Raw genomic sequence first — 18,939 nt, 5'->3', positions numbered from 1 at the left:
GACCGCTAACCTCCCTGTCTAGAATTGCTCCCATGGCCACGAGAACCGACGCCCCGACGCGACGCGAGCAGATCCTCAAGGAGGCCGCCCGGCTGTTCGCCGAGCGCGGGTTCCACGGGGTGGGCGTGGACGAGATAGGAGCGGCGGTCGGCATCAGCGGGCCGGGTCTGTACCGGCACTTCGCCGGCAAGGACGCGATGCTCGCCGAGCTGCTGGTCGGCATCAGCGGTCAGCTCCTGAGGGGTGCGAAGCGGCGGGTGGCGGAGGCCGGCGGCGCGGACCCCGGGGCGGTCCTCGACTCGCTGATCGAGGGGCACATCGACTTCGCGCTCGACGACCGCCCGCTCATCACCCTGCACGACCGTGAGCTGGACCGCCTCCGGGACAGCGACCGCAAGCTGGTGCGGCAGTTGCAGCGGCAGTACGTGGAGCTGTGGGTGGGGGTGGTGCGGGAGCTGTACCCGGGGGTTTCCGAGCCCGTCGCGCGGTCGGCGGTGCACGCGGTGTTCGGGCTGCTCAACTCCACGCCGCACCTGAGCCGCCCGTCCCGGGCGGCGACGGCGGGGCTGTTGCACCGGATGGCGCGGGGGGCGTTCGCGGCGGCGGGCGAAGGGTGACGCGGGTTACTCCCGTCCCACCCTGGACGCCCGTCCCTACCCACCGGTACCGTGGGCTGAGCAAGCGCTTAGATACGTACCCGTGGAGGTGGGCGCCCGTGCGCCGTACGGTGTTCAACGAGGATCACGAGGCGTTCCGGGAGACCCTGCGCGCCTTCATCGAGGCCGAGGTCGTACCGGAGTACGACAAGTGGTTCACCGAGGGCATCGTGCCCCGCGAGTTCTACTACAAGCTCGCCGAGCTGGGCCTGTTCGGCATCAACGTGCCGGAGGAGTTCGGCGGCGCCGGCCTCGAGTCGCACAAGTTCGAGGCGGTGCAGTACGAGGAGACCGCCCGCGCCGGCGTCTCCTTCGGCGGCTCCGGCGTGCACGTGCTGCTCGCCCTGCCGTACATCAAGATGCTCGCCACCGACGAGCAGAAGAAGCGGTTCCTGCCCAAGTTCGTCTCCGCCGAGGAGATGTGGGCGATCGCGATGACCGAGCCCGGCACCGGTTCCGACCTGGCGGGGATGAAGTCCACCGCCAAGCTGAGCGAGGACGGCACGCACTACGTGCTCAACGGCGCCAAGACCTTCATCACCGGCGGCGTGCACGCCGACCGCGTCATCGTCTGCGCCCGCACCGCCGCGCCGACCGCCGAGGACCGCCGCCACGGCATCTCCCTGTTCGCCGTCGACACCAAGTCCGAGGGCTACTCGGTCGGCCGCAAGCTCGACAAGCTCGGGCTGAAGACCTCCGACACCGCCGAGCTGGCCTTCGTCGATGTGAAGGTGCCGGTGGAGGACCTGCTCGGCGAGGAGAACAAGGGCTTCCACTACCTCGGCGCCAACCTGCCCTCCGAGCGCTGGGGCATCGCCTACGGCGCCTACGCGCAGGCCAAGGCGGCGGTGCGGTTCGCCAAGGAGTACGTGCAGGACCGCACCGTCTTCGGCAAGACCGTCGCCAGCTTCCAGAACACCAAGTTCGAGCTGGCCGCCTGCCAGGCCGAGGTGGACGCCGCCGAGGCGGTCGCCGACCGCGCCCTGGAGGCCCTGGACGCCGGCGAGCTGACCGCCGCCGAGGCCGCCAGCGCCAAGCTGTTCACCACCGAGGTCGCGCACCGCGTCATCGACCGCTGCCTCCAGCTGCACGGCGGCTACGGCTACATGAACGAGTACCCGATCGCCCGCCTGTACGCCGACAACCGCGTCAACCGGATCTACGGCGGCACCAGCGAGGTCATGAAGATGATCATCGCGAAGAACATGGGCCTGTGACCATCAGCGCATGAGCCAGGCACTTGAGTCGCTGCTCGATCTGCTCGACCTGGAGCGGATCGAGCAGGACATATTCCGCGGCCGGTCCCGGTCCGCCGTCGTCCCCCGGGTCTTCGGCGGGCAGGTGGCCGCCCAGGCGCTGGTCGCCGCCGGGCGCACGGTCCCCGAGGACCGGCCCGCGCACTCCCTGCACGCCTACTTCCTGCGCCCCGGCGACCCGGACGCCCCCATCGTCTACGAGGTCGACCGGCTCCGCGACGGCCGCTCCTTCACCACCCGCCGGGTGGTCGCCGTCCAGCACGGCAAGCCGATCTTCACCCTGTCGGCGTCCTTCCAGCGGTACGAGGACGGCCTCGAGCACCAGGCGCCGATGCCGCCCGCGCCCGACCCGGCGACGCTGCCCACCAGCGCCGACCGGCTGCGCGGCTACCCGCACCTGCCCGCCGAGACGGTCGAACGGTTCCTGGAGGCCCGCGCCGCCGTCGACCTGCGGCACGTCGACCACCCGCCGTACGGCGCCTACGGTAGCCCGCGCGAGCCGCGCTCCCAGGTCTGGTTCCGCACCGACGGCAAGCTCGCCGACGACCCGCTGCTGCACGTCGTCCTCGCCACCTACGTCTCCGACATGACCCTGCTCGACTCGGTGCTGCTCGCGCACGGCCGGGGCGGCTGGGCCGTCGGTGACGTGGTCGGCGCCTCCCTGGACCACGCCATGTGGTTCCACCGCCCGTTCCGCGCCGACGAATGGCTGCTCTACGACCAGCAGTCGCCGTCCGCGTCCGGCGGCCGGGGCCTGGGCCAGGCCCGGATCTACACCCAGGACGGGCGGCTCGCCCTGACCGTGATCCAGGAAGGCGTGGTCCGCGTCCCTCGGGAACACTGAGGGGCATGGCACAACCGGTACCGCACGAGCCGACGGGCGGCGGCGAGAGCACCAGCACGGTGATCGTCGCCGCCCTCGCCAATCTGGGCATCGCGATCGCCAAGGCCGTGGCCGGCGCGATCAGCGGCTCCAGCGCCATGCTGTCGGAGGCCGCGCACTCGGTCGCCGACACCGTCACCGAGGTGCTGCTGCTGACCTCCCTGAAACGCAGCGTCCGCCCCGCCGACGAGGACCACCCCCTCGGCCACGGCCCGGAACGCTACATCTGGGCGCTGCTCGCCGCCGTCGCCACCTTCGTCGGCGGCGCCGTCTTCTCCTTCTACGACGGCCTGCACACCCTCGTGCGGGGCGAGGAACTCGGCGACCCGCTCGTCTCCTACCTCGTCCTCGCCGTCGCCTTCCTGCTGGAGGGCTACTCGCTGCGCACCGGTGTCCGGCAGGCCCGCGGCGAGGCCGCCCGGGCCCGGGTGCCGTTCGGCCGCTATCTGCGCCGCACCCCCGACACCGCCGTCAAGGCCGTCGTCATGGAGGACTCCGCCGCCCTGATCGGCCTGGTCCTCGCGGCCGGCGGCCTGCTCGGCGGACAGCTCACCGGCTCCGGCGCCTGGGACGGCGCCGCGTCCCTGTGCATCGGCGTCCTGCTGCTGTACGTCGCCTGGGTGCTGGGCCGGTCCAACGCCGAGTTCCTCATCGGCCGCCCGCTGCCGCCGCGGGTGCGCGCCCGCATCCGGGCCGAACTGCTGGCGGTGGAGCACATCGAAGCCGTACTGGAACTGACCACCCTGGTGCAGGGCCCCCGGGAGGCGCTGGTCGCCGCCAAGGTGGACTTCCGGGACACGGCGACGGCGGCCCAGGTGGAACGGGCCGGCGAGCAGGCGGAGCAGCGGCTGCGGGCCGCGTTCCCCATGGTGCGCCGGGTCTACCTGGACCCGACGCCCGGCGTCCGTCCGCCGCGGCCCTAGGCCAGCCCCGCCTCCGCCAGCAGATACGCGGTCATCGGGTCGTAGTAGCGCGGGCTGAGCACGTGGTCGTCGAGGGGGACGGTGACCTGGACGGTGCCCTCGGCCTCGGCGAGGAACAGCGCCGGGTCGTTGCAGTCGGCGTACCCGCAGGAGTCCACGCCGTGCTGCCCGGCGTACCCCGCCCAGCCGTGGTCGGCGACGACCAGGTCGGGCAGCGGGCGGCCCTCGCGCTCCAGGCCGGTGAGGATCGCCTTCATCGGTTCGCCCGAGTGGGTGTGCCACAGCGTCGCGCCGTGCTCGAGCACCGACACGTCCGCGAACTGCACCACGTACCCCTCGTCGGTCTGGAGCCCCTCCGGGATGACGACGATCTCGCAGCCGGCGGCGCGCAGCGCGGCGGCCGTCGCCCGGTGCACGTCCAGCAGCCCGCCGGGGTGGCCGGTGGCGAACAGCACCCGCTGCGCGCTGTCGGCCGCCTTGCGCAGCCGCCCGGCCAGCCGCTCCAGGCCGGACACGGTCAGCTCCGGGTCGATGGTGTCCTGGCCGTGCCGGTACTCGGCGTCGTCCACGACCCCGACCCGCTCCGCCATCACCGCGAGCACGTCCTGCTCGTCCGTCCAGCGGTCGCCCAGCTCCAGGCCGAGCCAGTAGTTGCGGTTGCCGTTCGCCAGCTGCCGGTAGTGCGAGAGGTTGTTCTCGCGGGGCGTGGCGACATCGCCCGCGATACGGGTGCGGGTGAGGTGTTCGACGAGTTCGGCGCGGCTGGGTGTCCCGGGTATCGGCATGACTCCCATTGTGGGGCAGCCGTCTGTGGGCGTCTGCGCCACGGGTACGTCCGGGGCAGCCGGATGAACGAGACGTGCACCTCGCCGTCGTTCGGTGGCCATTTAGGGTCTGGGTATGAGCAACGATGTCTCGCCGCGCGGCCCCGTCGACTCCTCCCGCGTCCCGCGCTACGCGGGCCCCGCCACCTTCGCCCGGCTGCCCCGGCTGGACGAGGTCGGCCGCGCCGACGTCGCCGTGGTGGGGGTGCCGTTCGACTCCGGCGTCTCCTACCGGCCCGGCGCCCGGTTCGGCGGCAACGCCGTCCGCGAGGCGTCCCGGCTGCTGCGCCCCTACAACCCGGCGCAGGACGCGTCCCCCTTCGCCCTCGCCCAGGTCGCCGACGCCGGCGACATGGCCGTCAACCCGTTCGACATCCACGAGGCGGTGGAGACCGTCGAGGCGGCGGCCGGCGAACTGCTCTCGACCGGCGCCCGGCTGATGACCCTCGGCGGCGACCACACCATCGCGCTGCCGCTGCTGCGCGCGGTCGCCGAGCGGCACGGCCCGGTCGCCCTGCTCCACTTCGACGCCCATCTGGACACCTGGGACACCTACTTCGGCGCCGAGTACACCCACGGCACGCCCTTTAGGCGGGCGGTGGAGGAAGGCGTCCTCGACACCTCCGCCCTCTCCCACGTCGGTATCCGCGGCCCGCTCTACGGCAAGCAGGACCTCACCGACGACGAGAAGCTGGGCTTCGGCATCGTCACCTCCGCGGACGTCATGCGGCGCGGCGTCGACGAGATCGCCGACCAGCTCCGGCAGCGCGTCGGCGACCGCCCGCTGTACGTCTCCGTCGACATCGACTGCCTCGACCCGGCGCACGCGCCCGGCACCGGCACCCCCGAGGCCGGCGGCATGACCTCCCGCGAGCTGCTGGAGATCCTGCGCGGCCTGGCATCGTGCAACCTGGTGTCGGCGGACGTCGTCGAGGTGGCCCCCGCGTACGACCACGCGGAGATCACGTCGGTGGCGGCCGCGCACACCGCCTACGAACTGACCACCCTGATGTCCCGCCGGATCGCGGAGGCCCGCTCCAAGTGACGCACGACCACGACCTCGTCCTGAGCCCGACCGAGACCCAGACCCGGGCCGCGCTGTGTCCGCCCCCCGGCCGCACCGGCTCGGACCTGGTCGTGGAGACCCTCGCCGGGCTCGGCGCGACCACCGTCTTCGGCCTGCCCGGCCAGCACGCCCTCGGCGTCTTCGACGCGCTCGGTCGCTCCGGGCTGCGCTACCTCGGCCTGCGGGTGGAGAACAACGCCGGTTTCGCCGCCGACGCCTACGGCCGGATCACCGGCGAGGCCGCCCCGCTGCTGCTGTCCACCGGGCCGGGCGCGCTGACCGCGCTGGCCGCGCTCCAGGAGGCCCGCGCCGCCGCCGCGCCGGTCCTCGCCATCAGCAGCCAGGTCCCCACCGCGGGCCTGGGCGGCGGCCGCCACGGCTATCTGCACGAACTCCCCGACCAGGCCGCCTCCTTCCGGGGCGTGGTGAAGTCCGTGCACACCGTGCGCGCCCAGTCCCAGATCCCGTCCGCGATCGCCGAGGCCTGGCGGTCGGCGCTGACCGCCCCGCACGGGCCGGTGTGGGTGGAGATCCCCGAGGACGTGCTGCGCGCCGAAACGACGCTGCCGGAGGTGACCGGGCTCGACGCCACCCCCGAGGAACTGGTTCCCCGGGTGGAGCTGACGGCCGTCGCCGCCGACCTGCTCACCCGCGCCGAACGCCCCGCGATCATCGCGGGCGGCGGAGTGGTCCGCGCCGACGCCGCGGGCAAGCTCCGCCAGCTCGCCGAACGCCTCGACGCCCCCGTCGTCACCACCTTCGGCGGCAAGGGCGCCTTCCCCTGGACCCACCCGCTCTCCCTCGGGTCCTGGCTGGAGGACCGGCACACCACCGACTTCCTGGAGGACGCCGACGTCCTGCTCGTCGTCGGCTCCGGGCTCGGTGAACTCTCCTCCAACTACCACACCTTCCGCCCCCGCGGCCGGGTCGTCCAGATCGAGGCCGACCTCGGCAAACTGGAGTCCAACCACCCCGCCCTCGGCATCCACGCCGACGCCCGCCTGGCCCTCCAGGCCCTGCTGGAAACGGCCGGCGAACGCACCGACCCGACCGCCCCCGAACGGGTCCGGGCCGTGCTGGACCGGGTCCACGCCCGCATCGCCGCCCAGCAGCTCACCCTGGAACAGGACGTGCTGGCCGCCGTCCGGCGCGCCCTGCCCGCCGCCGCGCCGTCCTTCTGGGACATGACGATCCTGACCTACTGGGCCTGGTCGGCCTTCGACGCCAAGGCCCCCGGCACCATGCACTCCGCCCAGGGCGCCGGCGGCCTCGGCTACGCCTTCCCGGCCGCCCTCGGCGCGGCCGCCGCCGACCCGACCCGCCCGGTGCTGGCGGTGTCCGGCGACGGCGGCGCGCTCTACTCCGTCGCCGAACTGGCCACCGCCCGGCAGTACGACCTGGACGTCACCTGGCTGATCGTCGACGACGGCGGCTACGGCATCCTGCGCGGGTACATGACCGACGCCTTCGGCGCGCCGACGGCGACGGACCTGCCCGGCCCCGACTGGGTGGCCCTGGCCGAGTCCTTCGGCGTCCCGGGCCTGCGCACCTCGCCCGGGACGCTGGCGGCGGACCTCGGCAAGGCGCTGGCGACGCCCGGTCCCTCGGTGGTCGTCCTCCCGGCCGCCCTGCGCATGTTCGCGCCGACCCACCTGGAGTGACGGAACCGTCCTACCAGATCGCCTCGACCCACTCCGGGTGGTCGATGAACGGGTTCCGGTTGTGCTGGTAGTCGTCGTAGATGACCTGGTTGCGGTTCTCCTCGAAGGCGCTGGGCGGGTCCTCGTCGTTCCACGCCTTCAGGACGGCGAGCTTGCCGATGTACGGGTTGCTGCCGTTGTTGACCTTCTCGTTGGGCTCCAGGTCGGCCCAGCCGTCGTCGCCCTCGTAGCGCACGGCCATGTAGAGGATCATGCGGGCCACGTCACCCTTGTCGGCGTCGCGCGGCTCGAACGAGTCGGAGTCGACGAGGCTGCCGCCGCCGTTGCTCACCGTGGAGCCGCCGTTGTCGAAGTCCAGGTTGCCGCGGATGCTGTTGACCTGGACGTCGGACGGGCGCAGGTGGTGCAGGTCGGTGCCCGGACCGGTCGCCTCGCCGAAGTCGCCGTGCGACTTGGCCCAGGTGTGCTCGCGGTTCCAGTCGCCGAGGTCGCCGCCGTTGAGGGACTTGCTGCGGGAGACGCCGCTGTACAGCAGGATGACGTTGTTGCTGTTGTTCGGGTCCTGGTCGGTGGCCTTGAGGGCGTTCCAGACGGCCGAGTACGAGATCTTCGTCTGGCTGCTGATGATCGTGTGCAGCGAGGACTTGAGGCTGGTCCCGGTCTTGCCGATCGCGTTCTTGTAGTACGTCGTGTCGTAGTCGGCCGTGGTGGCGGTGGCGTCGGCCGCCGTCAGGGTGGGGGCGGTCAGGGCGGTCAGCACGGCGGCCGTGGCGAGCGCCAAAATCCGGCGGCGGGGTCTGCGGATGCGTATCGCGAGCATGTGGGGTGTCCGATCTACGCGGGTTGACTGAAGAGATACCCGGAGACTGGCATGGACATGTAGTGACTGTGGTGTACATGACGTGTCGATTGTGTGACGACGGCCCCTCGATCCGGTGATCGAGGGGCCGTCGCGTCAGATGCCGTGCGGTACCGGTCAGTTCACGTCGGAGGCGTCCAGCCGGTAGAGGCCGGAGGCGTCGTCGACGGCCGTGACCTCGGTGCCGTTCTTCTGCACCCACTCGGTGACCTCGGTGCTGAGCGTGTTGCCGCCGCCCATGCCGCCGCCGCCCATGCCGCCGGAGGAGATCTGGATGTAGTGCAACTGTCCGCTCTTCACCAGCTCCTTGAGCTTGGCCAGGGTCATCGCCTTGTCGCTGCCCGACCAGCCCCACATGGAGATGACCGGCTCACCGCTGCTGATGATCAGCTGCGCGGCGCTCTGCGAGCTGGAGACGGCGAGCAGCCAGGTGGCGCCGTCCTGGTGCTTCTTGAGGTAGGAGACCAGCTCGGTGCTGGCGGTGGTGTCCATGCCGCCGCCCATGCCGCCGCCCATGCCGCCACCGGCCGACTCGCCGGCCGCGTCGCCGGACTGGCCGCCGGCGCCGCTGGGCGGCGTGCCGCCCGCCTCGGCCGAGCCGCTGGGCGGCGTACCGCCGCCCTCCGGCAGCTCGCCGCCGCCCGGCATCTCGCCCCCGCCGGGGAACCCGCCGCCCGCCTGGGCGCCCTGCTCGGAGTCGCCGCCCGGCAGCTGCCGGCCACCGCCGCCGCCACCGGGACCGCCCATGCCGCTGCCGGTCGTCGGCCCGGCCGTCGGGTTGGTGCCGCCCATGCCGCCGCCCGAACCGGACGGCACCGACCAGGCGTACGCCGCCGGACCCGCCACCGACGCCACCACGGCCGCCGCGACGGACACCGCCAGCAGCCGCACCCGCCGACCGGAGCGGAACACGATCAGGCCCGCGATGGCCAGCGCCATCACCACCGCGATGGCCGGCCACAGCCAGCTGTTCCAGCCGGCGGCCCGGCGCAGCAGCACGATGGCCCAGACCCCGGTGACGCCGAGGGCCAGCGGCAGCACCCACACCCACCGCTTGTCGGCGCGGAAGGCGCGCAGCAGCATCGTCCCGCCGCCTCCGCACAGCGCCGCGATGCCGGGGGCGAGCGCGGTCGTGTAGTACGGGTGCATGGTGCCCTCGGCCATGCTGAAGGTCAGGTAGTGCAGGACCGTCCAGCCGCCCCACAGCACCAGCGCGGCCCGGGTGAGGTCGGTGCGCGGGGCCCGCCCGCACAGCACCAGGCCGCCGACGAGCGCGATGCCCGCGAAGGGCAGCAGCCAGGAGATCTGGCCGCCGAGCACGTCGTTGAACATCCGGCCGATCCCGGCGGTCCCGGCGAAACCGCCGCCGCCCCCGCCTCCGCCGCCGCCACCGTTGCCCTCACCGCCGAAGACGCGGCCGAGGCCGTTGTAGCCCATGATCAGGTCCCAGGCCGTGCCGTCCGTCGAACCGCCGATGTAGGGCCGCTCGTCGGCGGGCACCAGGGAGACGGCCGCCGCCCACCAGAACGACGACACCGCCAGCGCGACGGCGGCGAGCACCAGGTTGCGGACCTTCCGCACCCAGCCGAGCCGGGAGGCGTACACGTACACCAGGAACACGGCGGGCAGCGCGATGTACCCCTGGAGCATCTTGGTGTTGAAGGCGAGCCCGAAGCACACCGCCGAGCCCAGCAGGGGCGCCAGCCGGTCGGTGCGCGTCGCCCGCAGTCCCAGCGCCGCGCCGCTCACCATCAGGAACACCAGCAGGGTGTCGGGGTTGTTGTCCCGGTTGATGGCGACGGTGATCGGGGTGAGGGCGAGCACCAGCGCGGCGACCGTCGCCGCGCCGTGGCCCCACACCCGCTTCACGGCGGTGTGCAGGATCCAGATCGTCGCCAGCGCGGCCACGATCATCGGCGCCATCATCTGCCAGGTGCCGTATCCGAACACCCGGCAGGACAGGCCCATGACCATCAGCGCCAGCGGCGGCTTGTCGACGGTGAGGAAGTTCCCCGCGTCCAGCGAGCCGAAGAACCACGCCTTCCAGCTCTCCGTGCCGCTGAGTACGGCGGCGCTGTAGAAGCTGTTCAGGCCGGAGGACGAGAGGTTCCAGGCGTACAGGCCCGCCGCCAGGACGAGGATCGCCAGGAGCGCGGGCAGCGACCAGCGCGGCGCGGTGGGCTCGGCGGTCGCGGTGGGCGCGGGGGCCGGGGGGAGTGGATCGGTGGCAGATGTCACCAGAACACCTTCCACAAGGGCGATGGGCGCGGACTGTCCCCGGCCTGGGAGCTCTCTGTGAATCGGGCCCCTGACGTATGGTCGACGCATCGGAGTAAAAACGTGCTCTGGGGCCGGGCTGATGGCCGGGCCGTGAGTACGCGCGCACGCGGCATCGGACGATCCGCCACTTCTTCCGCGGAAGGAGTGCGTCATGAAGGCAGCGCGGTTCAGCCGGTTCGGCGGTCCGGAGGTTCTTGAGGTCGTGGACCTCCCCGATCCCCACCCCGGAGCCCGCGAGATCCGGATCAAGGTCCGGGCCGCCGGGGTCAACGCCGGCGACTGGCAGAAGCGGCAGGGCCTGCTCGACCAGGAGCTGCCGCAGACCCTGGGCTACGAGGCCGCGGGTCTCGTGGACGAGATCGGCGACGATGTGCCGGGCGTCGCGGTCGGCGACCGGGTCTTCGGGATCTCGCCGTACGGGGCCGCCCAGGCGGAGTCGGCCGTACTGTCCCACTGGGCGCCCGTCCCGGACCCGCTCGACTACGCGCGGGCCGCGGCGATCCCCGTGGCCGCCGAGACCGCGGCGCGCTCGCTCGACCAGCTCGGCGTCACGGCCGGCCGCACCGTGCTCGTCAACGGTGCGTCCGGCAGCGTCGGCAGCGCCGCCGTCCAGCTCGCCGTGGCGCGCGGCGCGCGCGTCATCGGCACGGGCAGCCCGGGCACGCACGACGCCCTGCGCGCGCTCGGCGCCGAACCGGTGGCCTACGGCGCCGGGATGCCGGAACGCGTCCGGGCCGTCGTGCCGTCGGGCGTCGATCTCGCACTGGATGTCGCCGGCAGCGGTGTCCTGCCCGAACTCGTGGCACTCGCGGGAGCCCCCGAGCGCGTGATCACCGTCGCCGACTTCAGCGGGGCGCGGCAGACGGGTGTGCGCTTCAGCCGGGGCGACACCGGCCGCGCCACGTACGCGCTGGCCCAGGTCGCGCGCCTGGCCGAGACCGGCCGCTTCTCCATCCAGGTCGGCCGGACCTTCCCGTTGACCGAGGTGGCCGACGCCCACCGCTGCGGCGAAGCGGGGGCCGCGCGCGGCAAACTCGTACTGCTCATGGACTGAGCGGACCGGGGGTGCCGGGGCGGGGACGTTCACGGTTTTGGCGGCGGGCTGTTGCCGGGGCGGGGGAGTCCCGTAGATTTCCCGGCGTGAACACCGGACCGGCGCCACGCCACACACGGATCGGCTATCCGGTGCTGGGCTGACCCCGCACCGGCGGCCCGCTCCCGCTCCGGCACGCGGACCTCCCGGACTCGTACGTCACCACGAGTCCCTTTCCGTGCCGAGCCGAGTGAGGCCAGCCGTATGCCAGCCACGTTCAACCACACCATCATCGCCGCCAAGGACCGCCAGGAATCCGCCCGCTTCTTCCGCGAACTGCTGGAAGTGCCGGAAGCGCCGTCCTGGGGTCCGTTCACCAACATCCAGCTCACCGGCGGCGTACTGCTCCAGTTCGCCGAGCCGCCGGTGGAGATCCAGATGCAGCACTACGCGTTCCTGGTCGACGACGACCACTTCGACCGGGCCTACCGGCTCCTGTGCGAACGCGGCATCGACCACTGGGCCGACCCGCAGATGCGCCGCCCGGGCGAGACCAACACCGAACACGGCGGCCGGGGTGTCTACTTCAAGGACCCCGCCGGCCACGCGATCGAACTCCTGACCCGCCCCTACCTGTAACCACCCTTCACCGACTCGACGAACACGGCCCACGGCGCCGCCGGGATCAGCACGGCGGGGCCGTGCGGCACCTTTGAGTCGCGGACGGGGACGACGTCGTAACCATCGGCCACTTCCAGGCAACTCCCGGCGGTGGAATCGCTGTAGGAGGACTTCCGCCAGCCCGTCAACGCCGTGGCGTCTTGTTCGGTCGTGTCAGTCATGGTGTGCATGGTCCTGTGCAGCTCGCTCATGCACAAGGCCGCCCGACCCATCCTTGACGGCTTCGACGAACGCGGCCCACTCCAGCACCGGGACCACCAGGGCGGGGCCGTGCGGCACCTTCGAGTCCCGAACGGGGACGACACCGTCCCACCCGTCCGCGATCTCCAGACAGCTGCCACCTTCGCCGTTGCTGTAAGAGGACCGTCGCCAGCCGCGCAGGGACGAGGCATTAGGTATGCGGTGATCAGCCATGACGTTCCAAATCCCTCGCAATGCCTCTGAGCAGGGCCAGCGACTCTTGCAGCGGCAACGCGTCGCTCAACGCCAGAGCGTAACGAGTCTCCAGCGTCCGAACCATGGACGGGGAGTCGTGCAGCTTCCCCATACCGATTCCTTCCGTGTAGGCCACGGACGGCTGGTCCTGGAACTCCAGCAGCGAGAGCATGCCCTCCATCAGGGGATGGCGACCGGCAGCGAAGGGCAACACATGCAGACGCACCCGGCCGACCTCCGCCATGTCCACGAGATGAGCGACCTGCTCCGCCATCACCTCGCGCCCTCCAGCGCCGCGCCGTAGCACCGCTTCGTCGATCAGCGCCCAGACGACCGGAGTGACCGGATCATCCAGAATCTTCGCCCGCTCCAGCCGTGTGACAACGAGCCTGTCACATTCCGCTTCGCTCACGGGAGGAAACGACGTGGCGGTGATCGCCCGCGCGTACGCCTCTGTCTGGAGAATCCCCGGTACGAATGACATGGCGAATTCACGGATCATGACCGCCTGTTGCTCCAGGGAGCGCGCCGCCTCGAAGTAGTCGGCGACCGCCGGTTCCTTTTCCGGCAGGAAACTGCTCAGCACGTTCCCGGTGTTCAGGGCCGCGTCCAGACGTCGCGCGTCCTCCCGGGACGGCAACCGGCGCCCCGCCTCGATATGCGCGATGTGCGACCGCGTCATCAGAGCCATGTCGGCCAGTTGCTGCTGGGTCAGCCCGGCCGCCTCTCGCTGCTGCCTGAGCCAGTTGCCGTAAGCGGTGCTCATCCGTTCGACCCCCGTGTGACAAGGCATCCGTCACATCCGTGCCCCTGGCGAGCCTAGCCTCGCCCACTCCACCCTGTGAGGGAATCGCTACACAAAGCGAGACCCCCGCGACCGTCGCACCGGTCCGGGGGCATGGCCACCGCCCATATTCACGGAGCCGATGACATGCGCCACCGTATCGCCCGACTCACCGCACCACCCCTGCTTCTGCTGCTTGAACTCTTCCTGCCCGCCACGGGCAGACGCCGACGACGGCGACGCGCGGCCGGCGTCCCCCGCCCCGCACGCGTCGCCGCGCCCACCCCGCCCGCACGCCTCCTCGGCGTCCCGCTCCTGCGCGGCGAGGACAACGCCCTCGTCCGCCCCTACCTGGAGGCGACCCGGTGAACAACACCCCCCGCGCCGCCCGCCACCTGCCCTGGACCGGCCCCGAAGGCAAACCCTGTTACCTCCTGACCGACGGCACCGGCCCCCTCTCCCGGATCGCGGACACCATCGAAACCGCTCAGCTCGACATGGCCGCCCAGCTCCTCCGCCACGCCGCCGACCTGCTCGACGACCCCAGGTCGACGCCCGACCAGCTCCGCTACACCCTGACCTGCATGCACGCCGCGCTGACCGACGTACACCGGATCGCCGAAAACCGGCTCGCCGCCCGCTGACTTCACCGGACGGCCCACCCCGCGTCACCACCGCGCCGTACCGTGCCGCCATGCACACGAGAACCCTGCGCACCGCACTCGCCACCGCCACCGCCGGCCTGGCCGCCGCCACCTGTCTCACGGCCGCCGGGCCGGCCGGCGCCTCCCCCGTGGTCGCGGCGCGGAACGCCTGCTCGTCCTCCGTCGCCATCGACGGCTTCTCCGACGCCCTCGACAAGACGACCTTCCAGGACACCTACGTCGGCAACTTCTCCGCGCTGGCCACGGACGGCCGCGGCAGCATCGCCGCGCTGTCCGACCGTTCCGCCCTCTTCCGGCTGGATGCGAAGACCCTGGAGCCGAAGTCCGTCGTCGCGCTCGCCGACGAGAGCGGTGCCGCGCTGGACAGCGAGGGCCTCGTCGTGGACCAGGACGGCACCTACCTCGTCTCCTCCGAGACCGAGCCGTCCGTCCGCCGCTACTCCCGCACCGGCAAGATCCTGGACACCCTCCCCGTCCCGGCCGCGCTGCGGACCACGCCCACCGGCCGGGGGCAGTCGAACGGCACGTTCGAGGGGCTCACCCTGCTCCCGGACGGCAAGACCCTGGTCGCCTCGATGGAGTACGCCCTGTCCGGCGACGACACGAACCTGGTCCGCGTCCAGACCTGGCAGCGGACCAAGAACAACCACTTCCGGCTGGGCGCGCAGTACGCCTACCAGGTGGACGCCGGTCTCGGCGTGCCCGAGGTCACCGCCACGCCGGACGGGCGGCTGCTCGTGCTGGAGCGCGGTTTCACCTCCGGCGTCGGGAACACCGTCCGCCTCTACCTGGCCGACCCGCGCCGGGCCACGGACGTCAGCGGGACCGAGACCCTCACCGCGACCGGCATCCGCACGGTCAAGAAGACCCTGCTCACCGATGTCGCCGCCTGCCCCTCGCTCGGCGCCACCGCCAAGCAGCCGCAGCCCAACCCGCTGCTCGACAACATCGAGGGCATGGCGGTCACCGGCCGTACCAAGGGCCGCCTCGACGTGCTCCTGGTCAGCGACGACAACCAGGGCACGACCCAGACCACCCGCTTCTACCGGCTGCGGGTCCGGGTCTGACCGGCAGCCCAATTGTTGCGGCGGGATGAAATCCCGCCCGTCCCGCGTTGGTGCCTTCCGGCAGATCAGATGACCGGAGGGCACGGCGTGGACGCACAACGGGGCTGGGCACGACGACTGGCGGGCTACGCCTGGCGCTATCCCAAGGATGTCGTCCTCGCCCTCGGCGCCTCGCTGGGCGGCATGGCCGTCATGGCGCTGGTCCCGCTGATCACCAAGGTGATCATCGACGACGTGATCGGGGACAAGAGCAGGGAGATGGCCACCTGGGCCGGGCTGCTGGTCGGCGCCGCGGTCGTCGTCTACGGGCTGACCTTCGTGCGGCGGTACTACGGCGGCCGGCTCGCCCTGGACGTCCAGCACGATCTGCGCACCGACATGTACGGGGCGATCACCCGGCTGGACGGGCGGCGCCAGGACGAGCTGTCCACCGGGCAGGTGGTGGGGCGGGCCACCAGCGACCTCCAGCTGATCCAGGGTCTGCTGTTCATGCTGCCGATGACCATCGGGAACGTGCTGCTGTTCCTGATCTCCCTGGTGATCATGGCGTGGCTGTCCCCGCCGCTCACCCTGGTCGCGCTGGCCGTCGCACCGGCGCTGTGGTTCATCGCCCGCCGCAGCCGCACCCGGCTGCACCCGGCCACCTGGTACGCGCAGGCCCAGGCGGCGGCCGTCGCGGGCGTGGTCGACGGCGCCGTCAGCGGCGTACGGGTGGTGAAGGGGTTCGGGCAGGAGGACCAGGAGACCGGCAAGCTCAGGCAGGTCGGGCGGAAGCTGTTCGCGGCGCGGCTGCGGGCCGTCCGGCTGAACGCCGCCTACACCCCGGCCCTCCAGTCGGTGCCCGCCCTCGGCCAGGTCGCGATGCTGGCGCTGGGCGGCTGGCTGGCCGTGCACGGGCACATCACGCTCGGTACTTTCGTCGCCTTCTCCACGTATCTCGCGCAGCTCGTCGGCCCGGTCCGGATGCTCGCCGTGGTCCTCACCGTCGCCCAGCAGGCCCGGGCCGGCACCGAACGCGTCCTGGAGCTGATCGACACCGAACCGTCCATCGAGGACGGCCGCCGGGAACTGCCCCCCGACGCACCGGCCACCGTCGAGTTCGACGACGTCTCCTTCGGGTACGACACCGCCTCCGGCAAACACAGCCCCGTCCTCGACGGGCTGTCGTTCGAGATCCGGGCCGGTGAGACCCTCGCCGTCGTCGGCGCCTCGGGCTCCGGCAAGTCGACCGTCTCCCTGCTGCTGCCGCGCTTCTACGACGTGACCCGCGGCGCCGTTCTGGTCGGCGGGCACGACGTGCGCGAGCTGACCCTCGACTCGCTGCGGGCCGCCATCGCGCCGGTCCCGGAGGACTCCTTCCTCTTCTCCGACACCGTGCGCGCCAACATCGCCTACGGCCGCCCCGACGCCACCGACGAGGAGATAACCGCCGCCGCCCGCGCCGCGCAGGCCGACGGATTCATCCGGGAGCTGCCCGACGGGTACGACACCACCGTCGGCGAACACGGTCTGACCCTCTCCGGCGGCCAGCGCCAGCGCGTCGCACTGGCCCGCGCGCTGCTCACCGACCCCCGGCTGCTGGTCCTGGACGACGCCACCTCCGCCGTCGACGCCCGGGTCGAGCACGAGATCCACGGGGCGCTCAGGGAGGCCATGCGCGGCCGGACCACGCTGCTCATCGCGCACCGCCGCTCCACCCTGAACCTCGCCGACCGCATCGCCGTCCTGGACGCCGGCCGGCTCGCCGACCTCGGCACCCACGAGGAACTCCAGGAACGCTGCGCCCTCTACCGGCGGCTGCTCACCGACCCCGACGAACTGGGCGCCGTCTCGCCCGGCCACACCGCCCGGCCCGCCGAGGCCGTCGAGGACACCTCCGTACGGGACGAACTGGACGCCGAGTTCGACGCCGAGCGCGGCATCACCCCCCGGCTGTGGACGGGCGAGCGGGAGCCCCGGGACACCGCCCTCGCCGGGACCCCGGCCACCCCGGAACTGCTCGCCCAGGTCGACGCCCTGCCGCCGGCCACCGGCACCCCGGACATCGACGAGTGCGCCGCCGTCCGCCCCGAGGACTCCTACGGCCTGCGCCGCCTGCTGCAAGGCTTCGGCCGGCCGCTCCTGGTCAGCCTGGCGCTGGTCGCCGTGGACGCCGGCATGGGCCTGCTGCTGCCGGTCCTCATCCGGCACGGCATCGACGACGGCGTCGGACGCCTGGCCCTCGGCGCGGTGTGGACCGCCTCGCTGCTCGGACTGCTCGCCGTACTGGCCCAGTGGTGCGCGCAGACCGGCGAGATCCGGATGACCGGACGGACGGGGGAGCGGGTCCTGTACTCGCTGCGCCTGAAGATCTTCGCCCAGCTCCAGCGGCTCGGCCTGGACTACTACGAGCGCGAGCTGACCGGCCGCATCATGACCCGGATGACGACGGACGTCGACGCGCTGTCCACGTTCCTGCAGACCGGCCTGGTCACGGCGTTCGTGTCGGTCGTCACCTTCTTCGGGATCATGGGCGTCCTGCTGGTGCTCGACCTCCAGCTCGCCCTCGTCGTCTTCGCCACCCTGCCCCCGCTGATCATCGCCACCTACTTCTTCCGCCGGGCCAGCGTGAAGGCGTACGAGCTGGCCCGGGAGCGGGTCTCCACCGTCAACGCCGACCTCCAGGAGACGGTGGCCGGACTGCGGATCGTGCAGGCGTTCGGGCGGGAGCAGGACGGCGGGCGCCGGTTCGCCGAGCGCAGCCGCAGTTACCGGCAGGCCCGCATCCGGGGGCAGCTGCTGATCTCGGTCTACTTCCCGTTCGTGCAGCTCCTGGCGTCCGCCGCGGCGGCGGCGGTGCTGGCCGTGGGCGGCGGCCGGATCGACGACGCGACGCTGACCACCGGCGCGCTGGTGGCGTACCTGCTGTACATCGACCTGTTCTTCGCACCGGTCCAGCAGCTCTCCCAGGTCTTCGACGGCTACCAGCAGGCGACCGTCTCGCTGGGCCGCATCCAGGAACTGCTGCGGGTGCCGACGTCCACCAAGGCCGCCGACCAGCCGCTCGACGTGCCGGCGCTGCGGGGCGAGATCGCCTTCGAGGACGTGCGGTTCGCGTACGGGCCCGCCGACCAGCCCGAGGAGGCCCTGACCGGCGTCGACCTGCGGATTCCCGCCGGGCAGACCGTCGCCTTCGTCGGCGAGACCGGCGCCGGCAAGTCCACGGTGGTGAAGCTGGTCGCCCGGTTCTACGACCCGACCGGCGGCCGGGTCACCGTCGACGGGCAGGACCTGCGCGCCCTCGACCTGACCGCCTACCGGCACCGCCTCGGCGTCGTCCCGCAGGAGGCGTACCTCTTCCCCGGCACCGTCCGCGACGCCATCGCCTACGGCCGCCCGGACGCCACCGACGCCGAGGTGGAGGCGGCGGCCCGCGCGGTCGGCGCACACGAGATGATCGCCACCCTGGACGGCGGCTATCTGCACGAGGTCGCCGAACGCGGCCGCAACCTCTCCGCCGGCCAGCGCCAGCTGATCGCGCTGGCCCGCGCCGAACTCGTCGACCCGGACATCCTGCTGCTCGACGAGGCGACCGCGGCCCTCGACCTGGCCACCGAGGCCCAGGTCGACCAGGCCGCCGACCGGCTGGCCGGCCGCCGCACCACCCTGGTCGTCGCGCACCGGCTGACCACGGCCGCCCGCGCCGACCGGGTGGTGGTGATGGACCGCGGCCGGGTCGCCGAGGACGGCAGCCACGAGGAACTGCTGGCCCGCGACGGAAAGTACGCCCGGCTGTGGCGGGCCTTCATCGGCGCCGCCGAGCCGGAGGAACCGGTCGGGGTGGCCTGATCGTCGTACCCCAGTACGTCAGCGAGTGTCATCCAGGG

The 18,939-nt window shown here is 72.3% G+C and carries 18 protein-coding genes; 12 read left to right on the top strand and 6 right to left on the bottom strand.

From position 1 onward, the window contains the following. The first annotated feature begins 32 nt into the window (after positions 1-32). From AB0G32_RS07085 to AB0G32_RS07070, 4 genes are all read left to right on the top strand, one after another. Positions 33-617 (top strand): TetR/AcrR family transcriptional regulator, encoded by a 585-nt coding sequence (locus AB0G32_RS07085; RefSeq protein ID WP_361159326.1) that lies wholly within the window; start codon positions 33-35, stop codon positions 615-617. 98 nt (positions 618-715) lie between these two features. After that, positions 716-1,873, top strand: coding sequence for an acyl-CoA dehydrogenase family protein (locus AB0G32_RS07080; protein ID WP_361159323.1), 1,158 nt, complete (start codon positions 716-718; stop codon positions 1,871-1,873). A 10-nt stretch (positions 1,874-1,883) separates the two neighbouring features. Next, positions 1,884-2,756 (top strand): acyl-CoA thioesterase II, encoded by an 873-nt coding sequence (tesB, locus tag AB0G32_RS07075; protein ID WP_361159321.1) that lies wholly within the window; start codon positions 1,884-1,886, stop codon positions 2,754-2,756. 5 nt (positions 2,757-2,761) lie between these two features. After that, on the top strand, positions 2,762-3,718 hold the full coding sequence (locus AB0G32_RS07070) for a cation diffusion facilitator family transporter (RefSeq protein ID WP_361159318.1): 957 nt from the start codon (positions 2,762-2,764) through the stop codon (positions 3,716-3,718). On the opposite strand, the gene AB0G32_RS07065 is transcribed toward AB0G32_RS07070, so the two are convergent. Continuing rightward, on the bottom strand, positions 3,715-4,503 hold the full coding sequence (locus AB0G32_RS07065) for a phosphatase (protein WP_361159315.1): 789 nt from the start codon (positions 4,501-4,503) through the stop codon (positions 3,715-3,717). The two genes, AB0G32_RS07070 and AB0G32_RS07065, sit on opposite strands and share 4 nt — an antisense overlap. A 115-nt stretch (positions 4,504-4,618) precedes the next feature. On the opposite strand from AB0G32_RS07065, the gene speB reads away from it, so the two are divergent. Both speB and AB0G32_RS07055 read left to right on the top strand, forming a co-directional pair. After that, positions 4,619-5,587 carry an agmatinase gene (speB, locus tag AB0G32_RS07060; protein WP_361159312.1) on the top strand — a complete coding sequence of 323 codons (969 nt, stop codon included), beginning with the start codon at positions 4,619-4,621 and terminating at the stop codon, positions 5,585-5,587. Then, positions 5,584-7,269, top strand: a complete 1,686-nt coding sequence (locus tag AB0G32_RS07055) for a thiamine pyrophosphate-binding protein (protein ID WP_361159309.1) — start codon at positions 5,584-5,586, stop codon at positions 7,267-7,269. Before speB ends, AB0G32_RS07055 begins: the two co-directional genes overlap by 4 nt. Positions 7,270-7,279: 10 nt before the next feature. Here AB0G32_RS07055 and AB0G32_RS07050 read toward each other — a convergent pair whose 3' ends face one another. Further along, entirely contained in the window at positions 7,280-8,089 is an 810-nt protein-coding gene (locus tag AB0G32_RS07050) for an endonuclease (protein ID WP_361159306.1), read from the bottom strand. A gap of 156 nt (positions 8,090-8,245) precedes the next feature. After that, positions 8,246-10,366 carry a glycosyltransferase family 39 protein gene (locus AB0G32_RS07045; protein ID WP_361159303.1) on the bottom strand — a complete coding sequence of 707 codons (2,121 nt, stop codon included), beginning with the start codon at positions 10,364-10,366 and terminating at the stop codon, positions 8,246-8,248. Between the two features lie 193 nt (positions 10,367-10,559). On the opposite strand from AB0G32_RS07045, the gene AB0G32_RS07040 reads away from it, so the two are divergent. Both AB0G32_RS07040 and AB0G32_RS07035 read left to right on the top strand, forming a co-directional pair. Then, positions 10,560-11,462, top strand: coding sequence for an NADP-dependent oxidoreductase (locus AB0G32_RS07040; RefSeq protein WP_361159301.1), 903 nt, complete (start codon positions 10,560-10,562; stop codon positions 11,460-11,462). Between the two features lie 243 nt (positions 11,463-11,705). Continuing rightward, positions 11,706-12,080: a VOC family protein gene (locus tag AB0G32_RS07035; protein WP_361159299.1), complete on the top strand. Its 375-nt coding sequence runs from the start codon at positions 11,706-11,708 to the stop codon at positions 12,078-12,080. On the opposite strand, the gene AB0G32_RS07030 is transcribed toward AB0G32_RS07035, so the two are convergent. Genes AB0G32_RS07030 through AB0G32_RS07020 form a run of 3 tightly spaced genes read right to left on the bottom strand, consistent with a single transcriptional unit; the run spans position 12,071 to position 13,323 of the window. Further along, positions 12,071-12,283 (bottom strand): DUF397 domain-containing protein, encoded by a 213-nt coding sequence (locus tag AB0G32_RS07030; RefSeq protein WP_361159296.1) that lies wholly within the window; start codon positions 12,281-12,283, stop codon positions 12,071-12,073. The genes AB0G32_RS07035 and AB0G32_RS07030 overlap by 10 nt on opposite strands. Further along, entirely contained in the window at positions 12,276-12,536 is a 261-nt protein-coding gene (locus AB0G32_RS07025) for a DUF397 domain-containing protein (protein ID WP_361159293.1), read from the bottom strand. The genes AB0G32_RS07030 and AB0G32_RS07025 overlap by 8 nt, the downstream gene beginning before the upstream one ends. Further along, the gene (locus AB0G32_RS07020) at positions 12,529-13,323 is read right to left on the bottom strand and encodes a helix-turn-helix transcriptional regulator (protein WP_361159290.1); all 795 of its coding nucleotides are present in this window, start codon (positions 13,321-13,323) and stop codon (positions 12,529-12,531) included. Before AB0G32_RS07020 ends, AB0G32_RS07025 begins: the two co-directional genes overlap by 8 nt. A gap of 165 nt (positions 13,324-13,488) precedes the next feature. Here AB0G32_RS07020 and AB0G32_RS07015 point away from each other — a divergent pair, with 165 nt between their 5' ends. From AB0G32_RS07015 to AB0G32_RS07000, 4 genes are all read left to right on the top strand, one after another. Next, a complete protein-coding gene (locus AB0G32_RS07015; RefSeq protein WP_361159287.1) occupies positions 13,489-13,710 on the top strand; it encodes a hypothetical protein in 222 nt (73 codons plus the stop codon). Next, a complete protein-coding gene (locus AB0G32_RS07010; RefSeq protein WP_361159284.1) occupies positions 13,707-13,985 on the top strand; it encodes a hypothetical protein in 279 nt (92 codons plus the stop codon). Before AB0G32_RS07015 ends, AB0G32_RS07010 begins: the two co-directional genes overlap by 4 nt. 50 nt (positions 13,986-14,035) lie before the next feature. Beyond that, the gene (locus tag AB0G32_RS07005; RefSeq protein WP_361159281.1) at positions 14,036-15,073 is read left to right on the top strand and encodes an esterase-like activity of phytase family protein; all 1,038 of its coding nucleotides are present in this window, start codon (positions 14,036-14,038) and stop codon (positions 15,071-15,073) included. A gap of 87 nt (positions 15,074-15,160) precedes the next feature. After that, positions 15,161-18,901, top strand: a complete 3,741-nt coding sequence (locus AB0G32_RS07000) for an ABC transporter ATP-binding protein (RefSeq protein WP_361159278.1) — start codon at positions 15,161-15,163, stop codon at positions 18,899-18,901. Positions 18,902-18,939: the final 38 nt, after the last annotated feature.

This window comes from Streptomyces sp. NPDC023723, from assembly GCF_040639815.1.
Lineage (GTDB): Bacteria > Actinomycetota > Actinomycetes > Streptomycetales > Streptomycetaceae > Streptomyces.
This window is presented reverse-complemented; position numbering and strand designations above follow the sequence as displayed.